We start from the raw sequence: 16781 nt of genomic DNA, 5'->3' as shown, positions 1-16781 counted from the left end.
CACAGACGGACCCCGCTCGCACCGGACGCCCCACCGGCACACCGGACAACGCCACCCAGGAGTTCCCATGCACGCCATACGCCTGCACGCCTTCGGCCCGGCCGAGAACCTGACCTACGAGCAGGTCGAGGACCCGCGGCCGGGCCCCGGCCAGGTCCGGGTCGCCGTACGGGCCGCGGGCGTCCACCTCCTGGACACCGCCCTGCGCGAGGGCGTACAGGGCCCGGCGCCCGAGCCGACGCCCCTGCCCACCATCCCCGGCCGCGAGGTGGCCGGTGTCGTCGAGTCCCTGGGCGAGGGCGTCGCGGACCTGTGGCTCGGCAAGCGGGTCGTCGCCCACCTCGGCTTCGCCCCCGGAGGCTACGCCGAACTGGCCGTCACCGAGGCCGGGCGCCTGCACGAGATCCCGGCGAACCTGGACTTCGCCGAGGCCGTCGCCATGATCGGCACGGGCCGTACGACGATGGGGATCCTGCAGTTCGCCGAGCTGGGCCCCGACTCGGTGGCCGTCGTCCCGGCCGCGGCCGGCGGCATCGGCACGCTCCTCGTGCAGTACGCGAAGAACGCCGGCGCCACGGTCGTCGGCCTCGCGGGCGGGCCGGAGAAGGTCGCCCGCGTCCAGGCGGGCGGCGCCGACCTCGCCGTCGACTACACGGACCCGGCCTGGCCCGCGAAGGTCCGTGCCCACCTCGGCGGCCGGAGCGCGACCGTCGTCTTCGACGGCGTCGGGGGCGACGTGGCCCGCGAGGCCGTCGCCCTGCTCGGCCCCGGCGGCAAGCACGTCGTCTTCGGCTGGTCCGCGGACGGCATCCACGACGGCGGTCCCTACCTCGTCGAGGGCGTCTCCGAGCAGGTCCTCGGCCCCGTGATGCTCCGGAAGGCCGGCGGCCCCGACCCGGTACGCACCCTCGAACTGCGCGCCCTCGCCGAGGCCGCCGCCGGCCGGCTCACCCCGGCCGTACACCGCTTCCCGCTGCGCGAGGCCGCGGCCGCGCACCGGGCGCTGGAGAGCCGGGGGACGATCGGAAAGGTGGTGCTGGAGCCATGAGGCGAGGCCCCGCCCGTTAATTCACATGACCCGCCCGGCCCGCCCCACTACCGTGCCGAAAGTGATCGACATCCCCCGGGAACTGGCAGCGTCACAGGAGAGGTACAACGGCGAGGCGGGCCGCGCCTTCATCGATGAACTGCCGGACCTGACGGCCGGCTTCCTCGACCGCTGGGGACTGGAGCCCGACGGGCCGCCCATGCACGGCGTGTCCGCCCTGGTCGTCCCGGTCCGCCGCGCCGACGGGGGCCCCGCGGTCCTCAAGCTGCAGATCCTCGACGAGGAGAGCGAGGGCGAACCGGTCGCGCTTGGCGTCTGGGACGGCGACGGAGCGGTCCGGCTCCTCGACCACGACGAGCCCACCGGCACCATGCTGCTGGAGCGTCTCGACGAGACCCGGATGCTGTCCCACGTCCCGGACCCCCACCAGGCCGTCGTCACCATCGCCGAACTCCTCGCCCACCTCACCTCCTTCCCCGCCCCGCCCGGCATGCGCCGCCTCGGGGACATCGCCCGGGCCATGCTCGACCAGACCCCGTGGGCGATCGACCGCGTCCCGGACCCCGAGGCCCGCGGCCTCGTCGCCGACTGCGCCGCCGCCGTACGCGAGGTCGTCGACGAACCCGGTGACCGGCTCCTGCACTGGGACCTCCACGACGAGAACGTCCTCGCCTCCGACCGCGCCCCCTGGCTCGCCATCGACCCCAAGCCCCTCGCGGGCGACCCCGGCTTCGAGCTGTGGCCGGCCATCGCCAACCGCTACGACCCCGACGACATCCTCTGGCGCTTCGACGCCATGACCGACGTCCTCGCCCTGGACCGCCCCCGCGCCCGCGCCTGGACCCTCGGCCGCCTCCTCCAGAACGCCCTGTGGGACATCGAGGACGGCCGCCCCCTGGACGACGACCAGCTCACCATCGCCCGCCGCCTGCGCGACCACACCGGCTGACCATGCCCCCCTTCCTCCCCGGCCTGGAACTCTCCCGCCGCTTCTACACCGAGGCCGTACGCCCCCTGCTGGACGAGGCCCTCCCCGGCCTGCCCCACTCGGCCGCGCGCCTGGGCAGCGGCTCCGAGGTCCTCGGCTACGACACCGCACGCTCGGCCGACCACGAGTGGGGGCCGCGCCTCCAGCTCTTCCTGCGCCCGGAGGACGCCGAGGCCCACGGCCCCCGCCTCACCGCCCTGCTCTCCCACCGCCTCCCGAAGACCTTCCTCGGCCACCCCACGCACTTCGCCCCCACCGGGGACGACCCGGGCACCGACATCCGCGTCATGACCGGCACCGACGGCCCGGTCCACCACCGCGTCGACATCGCGGACCCCGCCACCTGGTTCACGACCCATCTCGGGTTCGACCCGGCCCAGGGCGTCACCACGGCGGACTGGCTGGCCACCCCCACCCAACGCCTGGCCGAGGTCACCGCGGGCGCCGTCTTCCACGACGGCCTCGACCAACTCGCCCCGGCCCGCACCGCCCTCCGCTGGTACCCGCACGACATGTGGCTGTACGTCCTGGCCTGCCAGTGGAAACGCATCTCGCAGGAGGAGGCCTTCGTAGGCCGCTGCGGCGAGGTGGGCGACGAACTCGGCTCCGCGATCGTGGCCGCCCGTCTGATCCGCGACCTGATGCGCCTGAGCCTCCTCATGCACCGCCGCTACCCGCCGTACAGCAAGTGGCTCGGCACCGCCTTCACCGCGACCCCCCTGGGCGCGACGCTCACCCCCACCCTGACCGCGGCGCTGACGGCCCCCGACTGGCACACCCGCGAGCACCACCTCAAACACGCCTACGAGGCCATCGCGACCCACCACAACGACCTCGCGCTCACAGACCCCGTCGACCCCACCACCCGCCCGTACCACAGCCGCCCGTTCCAGGTCCTCCACGCGGAACGCTTCACGGCAGCACTCCGCGCCCGCCTCACGGACCCGGCCCTGCGCGCCCTGCCCGACACCGGCGCGATCGACCAGTGGGTGGACAGCACGGACGCCCTGAGCGACGTCCAGAACGTGCGACATCACCCGTGAGGGCATGACAAGGGCCCGTCCGGACTTGGACGGGCCCGTCGTATGTCGTGGTGCAACCACCCCCGCGGCCCTCACCAGTCCCCCTCGGTCACAGATTCATCACGCAATGTTTTCATCCTTACGCGCATGGCAAAGAATGCGCCAAATAAAAGTCATGACTGGGTCGTGAACTTGGGGTGGGGCTGTGAGTTTGAGATGGGGGCGCCGCGCTGGCGGCGTGCACGGAAGACCGATGCGGACCCTGGTTTCCGCTGTGACCGCGGCGACGATTTTGGCAGTTGTGCCTGCTTGGGGGCCGGTTTCCCAGGCGGTGGCGGATGAGGCTCAGCCTCCGCTGTCGGAGGGGCAGAGGGCGCTCGCCGAGGCCCAGGAGTCGGGGAAGCGGGTCGAGGTCGTCGGAGAGCGGTCGGAGCGTACGACAGTTTTCGCCAACCCTGACGGTTTCACCTTCACGTTGGAGGAGTCCGCGGTTCCGGTGCGGGTGCCCTCGTCCGGTGGGGGCTGGCAGGCGCCGGACGCCACCTTGGAGCTCCGTGGGGACGGGATGGTGGCGCCGAAGGCCACGGCGGTCGAGATGGAGTTCTCCGGTGGCGGGGACGCCGAGCCGCTGGTGAAGATCTCCGATCGGGGACGGTCACTCCAGTTGGGGTGGCCGGGCAAGCTCCCGAAGCCGGAGCTGGACGGGACCAGCGCGGTGTACGCGGAAGTGCTTCCGGGCGTCGACCTGAGGGTTACGGCGTCTGTCGAGGGGTTCCGCCATGTGCTGGTGGTGAAGACTCCTGAGGCTGCGGCCCTGGAGGAACTGAAGCAGATCGACTACTCGCTGAAGGCGGCCGGCCTGAGCCTGCTCAAGGGGAAGGCGGGCAACCTCACTGCGATCGACGACGACGGCAACCGTGTCTTCAGGGCCCCGCCTGCTCAGATGTGGGACTCTGCCGGTACGGCATCCGGTCCGCAGACGATGTCCCTGGCGACAGCCTCGGTGGATGCGGACGCTGAGGGCTCGGATCCCGCCGAGGTGGGTGCGTCATCAGCGGAGGGTGCTGAACCGGGCGCGGGGGACACCGTCACCACCATGGACGTGAAGGTCTCCGGCGACGCGCTGACGGTGATCCCGGACGCGGGGATGCTGACCGGGACGGAGGCGTCGGCGTTTCCGCTGTACATCGATCCGACGGTGACCTGGGGCGAGTCGGAGCGCACGCTGCTGCGCAGTGACGGCTATGAGTCCTACGGCTGGAGCAACGGGGACGACGGTCTGGGCAAGGGCGCGGGCGAGTGCGGCACCTGGAACAACTACTACTGCGGTCCGGGCTATGTGCAGAGGCTGTACTTCGAGTTCTCGCCGGCGAGCCTGAAGGGCAAGCACGTCCTGGACGCCACGTTCCGGGTGACCGAGCCGTGGGCGTTCCAGTGCGATCCGCGCTGGGTGGACCTGGTGCGCACCAACAACATCTCCTCCTCCACCACGTGGTCCTCCCGCCCCAAAGCGCTCGACCTGATGGGTGACCGGCATGTGTCGGCGGGGCGCGGCTCGCTGTGTGATCCGGACTCCCCGGACGCGCCGATCGAGTTCAACGACAACCCCGAGGAGTCGAACGAGAACCTGACGCCGACGGTGCGGAGCTTCGCGGCGGGCAAGTTCTCCCGGCTCACGCTGGAGATCCGGGCGCACGACGAGTCCGACACCAGCGCCTGGAAGCGCTTCAAGAACGACGCCGTGCTCGCGGTCGACTTCGTCGGTCTGCCGGCCAAGCCGACCGGCATCGGCCTGGTGACCGGCTCGGGCACGGTGTGTGAGACGACCGAGTCGGACCCGGCGATCGTCTCCGACCCCACTCCGGCGCTGACCGCGACGGCACAGACTGCGTCGGGTGGTGAGAAGGATGCGCAACTGCGGGTCTACTTCGACCTCGACCACAAGAACAGTGACACCACCTGGTCGGACACCACGGCCGGCAACGGTGATCTCAGCCCGTCCAGCGGGTACGTCGGTGACGGTGTGAAACTGACGAAGTCGTGGTCGACGCTGACCGAGGGCACGCTGTACCGGTACCGGGCCTGGGTGCGTTCCTACTACAACGGCGGCGGAAGCTACCTGTCGGGACCGTCGAACGCCTCGACGACCGGCTGGTGCTACTTCAAGGTCGACCCGACCGCACCGAAGGCCCCGAAGATCACTGTCGGCAGCCCCTACTCCGCCTGCACCGACACGGCCTGCGCACCCGGAGGGGGGCCCGGCCAGAAGGGGACCTTCACGTTCGGCCCGGCCACCGGGGACTCCAACGTCGCTTACCAGTACAAGCTGTCCTCCGAGGACGCCTGGTCGACGGCGATCGATGGATCGACGGTGTCGAAGGACATCACGCCCAACAGCTCCGGTACGTACAGCCTGTATGTGCGGGCGAAGGACACGGTGGGCCGCTGGGGCGCCCAGAACGTGGTCGACTTCCTGGTCGCCGCGGGCGAAGGCCCGGTCGGGCGCTGGCACTTCGACGAGACCGACGGCACCGCCAAGGATTCCGCGACCGGTGACGGCAGCGACGACGCGACGCTGGGCGGCGGTGCCGTGCGCGACGACCGCGGCCGGCGCGGGCTGATCACGCACGACGGCGAGGGCCGGCCTTTGGCGGAGGCGGTCACGGACAAGGGGCTGTCGCTGAACGGGACCACCGCCTACGCGGAAACCAGCGCGCCGGTGCTGGAGACCCGCTCCGCCTACACGGTCTCCGCCTGGGCGCGGCTGGACGAGGGCAACAAGAACGCCTCCGTGCTCGCACAGCCCGGGGGACAGGGCAACACGTTCGTGCTCTGGTACCTCGCCGATGTGAAGCAGTGGTTCTTCGGCGTACTCGACCAGGACGGCTCCACCCTCCGCGGGAAGTACTCCGTCTACGCCGCCCAGACCGGTGTGTGGACCCACCTGGCCGGCAGCTACGACCCGGCCACGGAAGAACTGATCTTCTACGTGGACGGCCGTCGGCAGAGCGAGCCTCTGGCGACCGGCGCGGGCTCCTGGGAGTCCACCGGCGGGCTGCAGTTCGGCCGCTACAAGTTCCCGAGCGGCAGTTCCACGTACCACTTCCCCGGCTCGATCGACGAAGTCGCCGTCTGGCAGCGTGTCCTTACGCACGAGGAGGTCGCGGACGAGACGCGGCTGCTGGTCTCGGAGAAGTTCGCCGGCGTCGAGCTGGTGGCTGACTGGAACGCCGCCCGGGGAAGCGGAACGACCGTGGCGGACACCACGTCCGGCTATGGCAGGAGTCTGACCCTGGCCGGCGGTGCCGCCATCAGCGGCGAGGCCATCCTCCTGGACGGAGTGGATGACGCGGCCACGACCCCGGGCCCGCTGGTGTACGACCACGCACCCTTCACCGTGTCCACGCTCGTCGAGCTGGACTCCGCGAAGTTGCTGAGCAAGGACATCGGATACACCGGCCAGGTCCTGGGCCAGCGGACGGAAGACGGTTCGGCCTGGGGCATCTGGTACGAGCTGACCGGCAAGGACACCGTGCTGGACGAGGAGACGCTGGAGGAGACCACGAGGCCGGTCGGCATCTGGCACTTCGGCCGCCTGAACGCTGATGGCACCTTCTCCTCGGTGGTCTCCGATGAAGCGGCGGCTCTGGACAGCCCGGTGCGGCTGACCGGTATCTACGACTCGGTGTACGGCACGATCAGCCTCTATCTGGGCTACGGGCAGAACGGCGACGCGAAGTCGTTCACCGTCCAGCTGGGCAGTGGGGACTTCGCCATCGGCAAGGGCTTCACCAACGGCACATGGCGGCACTACCTGCCCGCTCGTGTCTCCGAAGTCCGCCTGTGGGCAGGGGCGATGGCGAGCCCCGAGCAGGTCGAGGTCCGCGTGGGCGACTGACCCTCGCGGTCGGGCGGTGCGGCGCCACTGTGGCGGCGCCGCACCGTAACGCCACAGCGCTTATCAGCATTTCGACGTCTCTGTCGGCCTTTCGAAACGAACAGCCCAACGGGGTGGGAGCGGACAATCATGGCCTTTGGCATAGGCACATCAGAGAGAAGACGGAGTGGCAGAAGGCGGCGCGCCGGGACGATCGTGACGTTCCTGGCCCTGTCACTGGTGGTCCCTACCGGGCCGGCCTCCCTGGCGCAGGCCGCCGACAAGGGGCTTGGTCGACCGGACGTTCCTGATCAGCGGGTGAGCAAGGTCAAGGAGGTCGACGGGCCCGGCGCGAAGAAGGCCCGTGCGAAGGTCGCCAAGGACAACAAGGCCAATGCCGAACGGGCCCGGAAGGCCCGTGCCGAGCGGAAGGCGGCCTGGCCCGAGCAGGGTGAGGCACGCCTCGAACTGGAGGCCGGCAAGCGCGTCCGGGCGGAGCCCGGCGGCCTCCCCGTCAGTATCACTTCGGCCCGAGGCAAGAACGGCGCCGAATCCGGTACCACCGCACACATCACGGTCCTCGGCCAGAAAGCCGCCAGGGCCGCCGGCATCACCGGTGTCCTGCTGACCGCCGAGGCGGACAGGCCGGGACAGACCGAACTCGGCATCGACTACAGCGGCTTCGCCTCAGCCATCGGCGGCGGATGGGCCTCCCGGCTGCGCCTGGTGCGCCTGCCCGGCTGTGCCCTGGACACGCCGGAGAAGGCCGCGTGCCGCACCGCCACCCCCGTCAAGTCCGACAACGACCTCACCGACCGGATCATCACCGCCTCCGTGCCACTGGCCGAGACCGGCGACGGCCCCTCGACGCAGCTGGCCGACGCGGCCACCGCGCAGACAGCGGTGTTCGCCGTGACCGCGTCCGACCCCGGCTCGGGAGAATCCCCCTCAGGCGCCGGCGACTACTCGGCCACCGAACTGTCGGAATCATCCACCTGGGAGGCGGGCGACAACTCCGGTTCCTTCACCTGGAACTACGACTTCAACGTGCCACCCGCAGCGGCCGGGCCGACGCCGGAGCTGTCCCTCTCGTACGACTCAGGCAGTGTCGACGGCCGCACCGCCACCACCAACAACCAGGGCAGCGCAGTCGGCGAGGGCTTCAGCCTGACCGAGTCCTACATCGAGCGGTCCTACGGCTCCTGCGACGACGACGGCCACGACGACGTCTTCGACCACTGCTGGAAATACGACAACGCCCAGCTCGTCCTGAACGGGAAGGCGAGCCGCCTGGTGAAGAAGTCCGGCGACTGGGACAGCACCTGGCGGCTGGAGGACGACGACGCCTCCACGGTGACCCGCTCCACCGGAGCCGACAACTCAGACGGCAACGGCGAGTACTGGACCGTCGTCACCGGCGACGGCACCAAGTACGTCTTCGGCCTGAACAAGCTCGACGGCGCCGCCGACCAGCGCACCAACTCCACCTGGACCGTCCCCGTCTTCGGCGACGACTCCGGCGAGCCCGGTTACGACAACGGCGACGCCTTCGGCGACCGCTCCGTGACCCAGGCGTGGCGGTGGAACCTCGACTACGTCGAGGACACCCACGGCAACGCCTCCACCTACTGGTACGCCAAGGAGACCAACCACTACAAGAAGAACAAGGCCACCACCGCCAACGCCTCCTACACGCGCGGCGGCTACCTGAAGGAGATCAAGTACGGGCTGCGCAAGGGCGCGCTGTTCACCGACGACGCCGACGCCAAGGTCACCTTCAGCCACGCCGAGCGCTGCACCGCCTCGGACTGCTCGTCGCTGACCCAGGACACCGCCGAGAACTGGCCCGACGTTCCCTTCGACGCGATCTGTACCGACGGAGACACCGACTGCCTCGCCAGCGGCCCCTCGTTCTTCTCTCGTAAGCGCCTGACCGGCATCGACACCTCCTCGTGGAACGCAGCCACCAGCGCCTTCGATCCCGTGGACTCCTGGGCGTTCACCCAGGAGTACTTGGACGGCGGGGACATCGGTGACACCTCCGATCACGTCCTGACCCTGAAGTCGTTGAAGCGGACTGCCAAGGCCAGTGAGAGCGAGATCGTTCTCAACCCGGTCTCGTTCACCTACCAGTGGCGGGAGAACAGGGTCGACGGCACCGACGACATCCTGCCGCTGACCCGGCCACGCATCTCGACGGTCACCTCGGAGACCGGGTCGATCACCACGGTGACCCTGTCCTCGCCGGAGTGCGTGCGCAGTGAGGTGACGGGCGCGGCCGAGGACGCCAATACCCGCTCTTGCTATCCGAAATACTGGAACATCAACGGCTCCTCAGAGGCGTCGGTGGACTGGTTCCACAAATACCGGGTCCAGGCCGTCGTCGTGTCGGACCCGGCGGGCCACAACGACGCGGTCGAGTACGCCTACGACTACAGCGGCGCGGCCTGGCACCACAGTGACGATCCCTTCACGCCGAAGGCCGAGCGCACCTGGTCCGACTGGCGCGGCTACCGCGAGGTGACCGTCTACACGGGTGCCACGAGCACCACGCGGTCCAAGACCGTCTCGCTCTACATGCAGGGCATGCACGGCGACAAGAAGAAGGACGGCACCACCCGCTCGGTCACGCTCAGCCCGCTTTCTTCGCCGGCGATCGGGGTCGCGAGCATCACTGACAGCGACCAGTACGCGGGCACACGCCGCGAGCACGTCACCTACAACGGCGCGACGCCGATCACGGTCGAGGTCAACGACCCGTGGTCGAACGAGACGGGACGCCAGAACGTGCCCGACGCCGCCGACCATGTCGCCCGCTACGTCCGCACGGCCAAGACCACCACCCACCAGTACCTGACCGCCGCGAACACCTGGCGGGCCCGCGCGATCGCCACTACGTACGACGACTACGGCATGCCGGTCACCGTCGACGACTCCGGTGAGGTCGGCAAGGGCGGCGACCAGACCTGTACCCGTACCTGGTACGCCCGCAACGACACGGCCGGCATCAACGACCTGGTCTCCCGTACCCGGACGGTCGGCCAGTCCTGCTCGGTGGCCGACACGAGCCTGAGCCTTCCGGCGAACTCAGCCACCCGGGGCGACGTCCTGTCCGACACCGCCACGGTGTACGACAACCCCTCCGCCACGGCCTGGTCGGCGTCCCAGACGCCGGCCAAGGGGGCGGCCACCTGGACCGGCCGCGCCACCGGCTACTCCGCCACGGCGGGCTCGGACGGGCTGCGCCCTGCTTCGGGTTGGCAGACGACCACGACCACCGCGTACGACACCCTCGGCCGCCCCGTCGACGTCACCGACGCCGTCGGCAGCACCACCAACACGGCCTACACCCCCGCCGCCGCAGGGCCACTGACCAAGACCATCGTCACCGACCCCAAGGGCCACAAGGTCACCAGCTTCCTGGACCACAGGCACGGCCAGGCCCTGCGCGTGTATGACGCGAACCTGAAGAAGACCGAGTCCACCTACGACGCCCTCGGCCGGCTGACCGCGGTCTGGCAGCCCAACCGCAACAAGGCCGCCGGCTACAGCGCGAACACCACTTTCAAGTACCGGATCAGCAGCAGCGAGCCGTCATGGGTCTCCACCTCGGCCCTGAAGAAGGACGGCGAGACGTACAACACCACCTACGAGCTGTACGACTCGATGATGCGGCCCCTGCAGACGCAGTCGCCCACCCCGCTCGCCGGCCGGGTGCTCACCGACACCCGCTACGACACACGCGGTCTGGCCTACGAGAAGTACGAGGACATCTTCGACAGCACCGCCACCCCGAACGGCGACTACACGCGTGCGGAGTACGGAGAGGCGCCTACCCAGACCGAGACGGTGTACGACGGCTCGGAGCGGCCGACCACCAGCACTCTGTACACGTACGGGGTGAAGAAGTGGTCGACCACCACCAGTTACACCGGTGATTCCACCGCCACCACCGCCCTCCAGGGCGGCTCGGCCACCCGCACCATCACCGACGTCCGCGGCCGGACCGCCGAGACCCGCCAGTACACGGGCACCAGCCCGGCCGACCCGCAGTTCGGCGGCGGCTCGGGCACCGTCTCGTACGCCACCATCACATTCCAGTACACGCTGGACGATCAGCAGTCCCAGGTCACCGGTCCCGATGGCGTCAAGTGGACATACGGTTACGACCTGTTCGGCCGCAAGACCACCGCCGACGACCCGGACAAGGGTCTGACCAGGATGGACTACGACAAGCTGGACCGGCTCACCAAGACCACCGACTCCCGTGGCAAGAGCATCCTCACCGGCTACGACGAACTCGGCCGCACGACCGGCACGTGGACCGGCTCGAAGACCGACGCCAACCAGCTGACCGCCTTCACCTACGACGCGGTCCTCAAGGGTCTGCCGGACGCGAGCACCCGCTACGTCGGCGGCAAGACGGGCAAGGCGTACACCGAGACCGTCACCGCCTACGACAGCCTGTCCCGGCCCACCACCACCGAACTGACCCTGCCGGACTCCGACCCACTCGCTGCGGCGGGTGCGGCCACGCTCCGGTTCGAGAGCACCTACAACACCGACGGCACCCTCCAGAGCGCCAAGGAGCCGGCCCTCGGCGGCCTGCCCTCGGAGATCGTCGACTACGGCTACACCGGCACCGGCCAGGTCACCTCCATCGGCGGCAGCACGGGCTACCTCCTCGACATCGACTACTCCGCCCTCGGCCAGGCACAGCAGCTCGTGCTCGGCACCGCCGACACCGAGGAGCACAAGAAGGCGTACGTCACCAACACCTGGGAGGAGGGCACAGGACGGCTCGTCGGCAGCCATGTCACGGACCAGACCCATCCCTACAAGCTGCAGAACCTCAACTACACCTACGACCAGGCGGGCAACGTCACCTCCGTCGCCGACACCAGCACCCCCGGCGGCACCGCCGCGGCGGAGACCCAGTGCTTCGCCTACGACGGCCACCGACGCCTGACCGAGGCATGGACACCCGCCTCACAGAAGTGCTCCGACGCCCGCAGCGCCAGCAACCTGAGCGGGCGGGCCCCGTATTGGACCGGCTACACCTACAACGATGCCGGCCAGCGCACAACGGAGACCAAGCACACCGCCACCGGCGACACCACCACGACCTACTGCTACACCAAGGAGGGCCAGCCGCACGCCCTGACCGGCACCAGCACCAGGGCTGACTGCACCGCCCCGGAACACGCCTACGAGTCCGACAGCGCCGGCAACACCACAAGCCGTCCCGACGGCACCGCCACCCAGGGACTCGAATGGTCCGACGAGGGCAGGCTGAACACCCTTACCGAAGACGGCGAGACGACGGACTACCTGTACGGGGCCGACGGCACCCTTCTCATCCGCAGCACTGCGGGCGGGGACCGCGTCCTGTACGCGGGGGCGACCGAGCTGCATCTGCGGGCCGACGGAAGCACATGGGCCCAACGTCACTACAGCTCCGGAGAGCTGACCGTCGCGGTCCGTTCCAACGAGAGCGGCAGCAACGAGGTCAGCTACCTGGTCACGGACCCGCACGGCACTGCCGGCCTCGCCATCGACGCCACGGACCAGGCATTCTCCCGGCGCTACATGACCCCGTTCGGCGCACCGAGAGGCAGCACCACAGGGACTGCGTGGCCCGACGACAAGGGCTTCCTCGGCAAGACCACTGACACCAGCACAGGTCTCACCCACGTCGGGGCCCGCCAGTACGACCCCGAGATCGGCCAGTTCATCAGCGTCGACCCGCTCCTGCAGACAAATGTGGGGCAGACCCTGAACGGCTACAGCTACGGGGTCCAGAACCCGGCCACCGTCGCCGACCCCTCCGGCCTCGGCGTCCCCGAGTGCCGCGAGCCGCAGAAGTATGGCATCACGTGCCGGGGCGGCATTCCGGTCAGCACCAGCAAGAAGAAGGCGAGCAGCAGCAGCGAGGGTCCCGTCCGGGCCTGCCGCTGTGGCAGCCGTCCGCCGCTCGTCAAGGGCATGAAGCCCACTGGTCTCGGAGGCATCCCGGGCCGCCGCAACATCACCCTGCCCTCGACGCCGGCTCCGAAGGGCTGGCTCAAGACCATCCCGCCGCCGCCCAATCCCGGTCCCGAGCCCAAGAAGGACGACGGTTTCTGGGGAAGCATCAAGAACACGGTGAAAAAGGGAATCGGCGCGGCTCACGACTTCATGCAGGACAACAGCAAACTCCTGGGCTGGATCGGCGTCGGGCTTGGCGTGGCTTCGATGATCACCCCATTGGGATGGGTTGCCGGCGCGGCGTTGGTCGGCGGATTCGTGCTGGGTGCCGCCACGACCGCGGACGCATGCTTCTCCAAGCAGTGGGGGAGCTGCGCGATGGGTGCAGCAAGCCTGGGCATGGCTGGAGCCGCTCTTGGTGCCAGTCGGGTCGCGACTTCAGCGCTGCGAGAGGCAGCAGGAGCCGGCATCGTTACGCGGACTGTGCTCAAGGGCGGTGCGGTCGTGTCGCGTGGTGTTGCCGGTGTCGCCAACGTGAGTTCTGTTGGTTTTGCGACCGTTGGGACCGCCTCGGGAGGCAACCTGGGCGACTCCGGGCGTTGGGAGGATGATTAGCTCATGGTGGACTCCGGTGGACGTCCCTCCGTGAAAGCGCTCGATGAGTCAAAGCGGCTTCCTTTGCAGGTCAGGTGGCGCTTGCGGAGGGAGCAGCGCAGAAGGCGAACAGGGGTCCTGGTGTTTGCGGAGATCAGGGAGCCACTTCGGAGCCTGACGTACAAGGCAGGCGTGGTGTCTCTCTGGGAGAACGGCGTGGAGCTCTGCTCGCGCAGTCGCGATGCGAAGCGGCCCACATTCGTTGAGCTGCCGCCCGGACCCCATCGGCTCGAGTTCAAGGTGACACGCGTGAGGGCAGGGAAGAGCACCTCGTTCCAGAAGGCCGTGGACCTGAAGGAACACGAGATCCTGCTTGTGTTGTGTGATCCCGTACAGTCGAACGTCTTCTACAGGCGGGCTCCGGACGTGGATACCTGGGTGCTCGGATCCATTTCTCCGTAGAACCGCAAAGTGATCACGCGTGACCCCAGGTCTGCACCTAGCTGACCTGGGGTTTCTCGGAGCCCCCTGTCGGATTCGAGACAGACCCCGTGCTGATTGCGATGGCCGCACTCGTCGCCACGCTCGGCGGCTACGCCGTGTTGTGCGCCCTGAAGCCGTTCGCCCCGTGCCGCAGGTGCCGCAGGACGGGCGAGATTGAGCGGTTCCGGAAGGTGCGGACCTGCCCCCGGTGCCGCGGGAAGAGACTCCGGTTGCGCGTCGGCCGGCGGGCGCACAACGCGTGGCGCCGCACCCACCAGGCCGGGACGCGCTGAGCACACCACGGCCCCCGCCTCGATCGTCGAGGACGGGGGCCTTCCGCACGTCTGGGTCAAGCTGCCTTCAGGCGGGCGACTTCCCTCGCCCGCTCGGACAAGGCCCGCACCGCCGGCAGCGTCTTGTACACGGGCAGGCTCTTCCGAAGCGCCTTCAAATGCTCGTCACCCCGCGCCGAGCTGATCGTCATGTACTCGTCGAGGAACTGGCCCCACGTCTCGCAGGCAGCCTCAACATGCCGCATACGGAACTGCCGCTCAGCGATCACCCCAAGGCAGTGCACGCGCCCCTGACGCTCCAGCGGGGACCGCACCGCATTGGACTGCCGCAGCGCCCGGATGGAACCCTCACGGTCCTTCAGATGCCAGCGGACGTGAGCTTCGTGGAAGAAGTACGCGGCCTGGTCGTAGCCGCCCACAGCGTCACGCCGGTTGTCCGCTCGTGCCAGCGCCGTCTCGGTCTCGGTGAGCCGGGTCAGGGCAGTGTGCCGGTCACCCGTCATCGCCGCCGCAGCGGCCTGCTGGCCGCGCAGGAACGCCACCAGGCGCGGCCCCGCAGACGGCGCGGCCTCGGCAGCAGCATCGGCGAGTTCCAGACCCTTTGCTCCGTGGCCAAGATGGGTGGCTTGCAGGCTCATCCCGCGCAGGGTGCGGCAGTAGGTGACGTGGTCCTCGGCAGCGCCGGCGAGTTCCAGCGCGCGCAGATAGTACTTCTGCCCGAGACCCTGCTGGTTCTCGTACATGGCCATCCACCCCGTGAGGTACACGAAGTCAGCGACGGCCGCCCGCATGTCGCGGGTGACCTGCTCCGTTCCGCTCGCCCGCAGGTAGGGTCCGGCGGTGTTGACGAGGAAGGCGGCGGCCATCGGCCGGGCGTGCCCGGCTCCGACCTGGTCCAGGATGTCGGCGACCTTGTCGGTCATCGTGCGGACGGTCTCCACGTCGGACCTGCCGATGTGCACGGTCCGGCCTGCCGTTACCGATTCCAGCCGCCCCGTCACGTCCTCGTACCTGGGTACGGCCAGAGCCGCCGCGTACATGCCGGTCTTCAGCACGCCCCGGCGGGACGGGTCCATGTCGGCTCGGCTCAGGTCGATCACCCCTGCTACTGGGCCGTGTGTCTCGGCGCCCTTGGTGTCGGGCCATCCGATCTCAGTGCACGTTACGGGGCGCCCAAGCAGCCGAGAGAGCGCCTCGGTGACCGCTGGCCGCGCCTCAGGTTTCGGCACCGATCCAGCGAGCCAGTGAGACACGCTCGTCTTGTCGTAGTGGAGTGTGACGCCCAGTTCGCGGCCCGTCGCGTTGACCCTGCGTGCTAGCTGCGCGTTCCCGATCCCTCCCGTCTGCATGAGGGCCGCGAGGGCGGTGTTCGGTGTGCGTGGTCGCCGTGGCATGTGAGCCCCCGAGTCGTGTTCAACCAGTTCAACCGCTGCTCCACTGTCCTCCCTTACCCACAGCAGCGCACAGGGGTTGGGTGGTTACAAGCCGTTCGCGCCCCGGCCGGCGGTTGACGGCCCGGCGTCCTCTACCCCCGAGGAGGAGGGCGCCGGGCGCCTGGAACGAAGACGCCCCGGCGACCGCTGACACGGCCCCGGGGCATGGCCAACGCTACTGAGGAGCGTCGACGATGACTTTCCTATCACGAGCACTCGAATGGGTAAGAGCGGTGCTGTTCGGACCGCGCAGCCCCGGTCGGCACCGCCGCACCACCCCGCCGCACTCCGTGCTCCCCACGCCCTCTCACCACCCGTCGCCTGAGGTTTGCGGCGCACGGCTGATGGCCGCCCGCAGTCACCGCCGGGAACGGCAGGCGCCTCCGCCAGGGGAGGAGACAGGCTTCCTGGTCCGGCCCTACGTGGCGCGCCTGGGCGAAGACGTGTACGCGGACACCCTGGCCAGCCCCTGGGGGGATGCGCGATGAACGCCACCCACGGCACAGAGACGGCCGCCTCGACCGTTGTCACGATGGCCAGTCAGGCGACCTGGTTCATCGAGCAGCCCACGCTGCTGGGCCACCAGACCGTCAAGAGCTTCGAGGCCGACTTCCGCGCCTTCATCGAGCAGATGATCCCGCAGATCGAGAAGCTCGCCGCCGCCCAGTCCCCTGACGACGTCCCGGCGAACGTGGCTCTCGCCGCGATCGCCGAGGCTCGCAGCCGCATGGGCGAGCCCGAGGCCGCGGGCCTGCAAGGTGAGGTTGAGCGGGTGAAGCGGCTGGCGCGATCGGTCGTGTCCCTGGTCGGTCACCACGACAGCCTCGCCGGCCTCACCATGTGCCTGTTGTGCGACCGGCCGATCGCCGGCGAAGACGCGTGGGAGCCGTACGACGTCGGCCGCCCGCCTGGTGGGGCGGCCCGGTCGGGCCGCGTCCACACCGCGTGCGCCACACGCCTCCGCTGACGAGCGGTCGCCCTGCCCCAGCGTGAACGGGGCCCCACGGCGACCGCAGGGTCAGGGTCGCAACCACCGAACGCCCGTCCCGCCCCCTAACTCTGGACAGGTCGAGCGC

General features: G+C 69.4%; 7 protein-coding genes. 6 read left to right on the top strand and 1 reads right to left on the bottom strand.

Going from position 1 to position 16781, the window contains the following annotated elements:
• Positions 1 to 67 precede the first annotated feature (67 nt).
• The 5 genes from ACFZDA_RS09130 (at position 68) to ACFZDA_RS09110 (ending at position 13517) form a co-directional block, all read left to right on the top strand.
• Positions 68 to 1048 (top strand): zinc-binding dehydrogenase, encoded by a 981-nt coding sequence (locus ACFZDA_RS09130; RefSeq protein WP_391077249.1) that lies wholly within the window; start codon positions 68 to 70, stop codon positions 1046 to 1048.
• A gap of 25 nt (positions 1049 to 1073) precedes the next feature.
• Positions 1074 to 1997: an aminoglycoside phosphotransferase family protein gene (locus ACFZDA_RS09125; protein ID WP_391077246.1), complete on the top strand. Its 924-nt coding sequence runs from the start codon at positions 1074 to 1076 to the stop codon at positions 1995 to 1997.
• A 2-nt stretch (positions 1998 to 1999) separates the two neighbouring features.
• Positions 2000 to 3079, top strand: a complete 1080-nt coding sequence (locus ACFZDA_RS09120) for a DUF4037 domain-containing protein (RefSeq protein ID WP_391077243.1) — start codon at positions 2000 to 2002, stop codon at positions 3077 to 3079.
• 232 nt (positions 3080 to 3311) lie between these two features.
• Positions 3312 to 6956, top strand: coding sequence for a LamG-like jellyroll fold domain-containing protein (locus tag ACFZDA_RS09115; protein ID WP_391077240.1), 3645 nt, complete (start codon positions 3312 to 3314; stop codon positions 6954 to 6956).
• A gap of 129 nt (positions 6957 to 7085) precedes the next feature.
• A complete protein-coding gene (locus tag ACFZDA_RS09110) occupies positions 7086 to 13517 on the top strand; it encodes an RHS repeat-associated core domain-containing protein (protein ID WP_391077237.1) in 6432 nt (2143 codons plus the stop codon).
• An 811-nt stretch (positions 13518 to 14328) separates the two neighbouring features.
• On the opposite strand, the gene ACFZDA_RS09105 is transcribed toward ACFZDA_RS09110, so the two are convergent.
• Complete coding sequence (locus ACFZDA_RS09105; RefSeq protein ID WP_391077234.1) at positions 14329 to 15666, bottom strand: hypothetical protein; 1338 nt, start codon at positions 15664 to 15666, stop codon at positions 14329 to 14331.
• A 523-nt stretch (positions 15667 to 16189) separates the two neighbouring features.
• On the opposite strand from ACFZDA_RS09105, the gene ACFZDA_RS09100 reads away from it, so the two are divergent.
• On the top strand, positions 16190 to 16672 hold the full coding sequence (locus ACFZDA_RS09100; RefSeq protein ID WP_391077231.1) for a DUF6415 family natural product biosynthesis protein: 483 nt from the start codon (positions 16190 to 16192) through the stop codon (positions 16670 to 16672).
• Positions 16673 to 16781: the final 109 nt, after the last annotated feature.

It is taken from the genome of Streptomyces sp. NPDC007991 (assembly GCF_042958445.1).
In the GTDB taxonomy this organism is placed as follows: Bacteria; Actinomycetota; Actinomycetes; order Streptomycetales; family Streptomycetaceae; genus Streptomyces.
The sequence above is the reverse complement of the archived record's forward strand: the minus strand, read 5'-3'. Positions and strand labels throughout refer to the sequence as shown.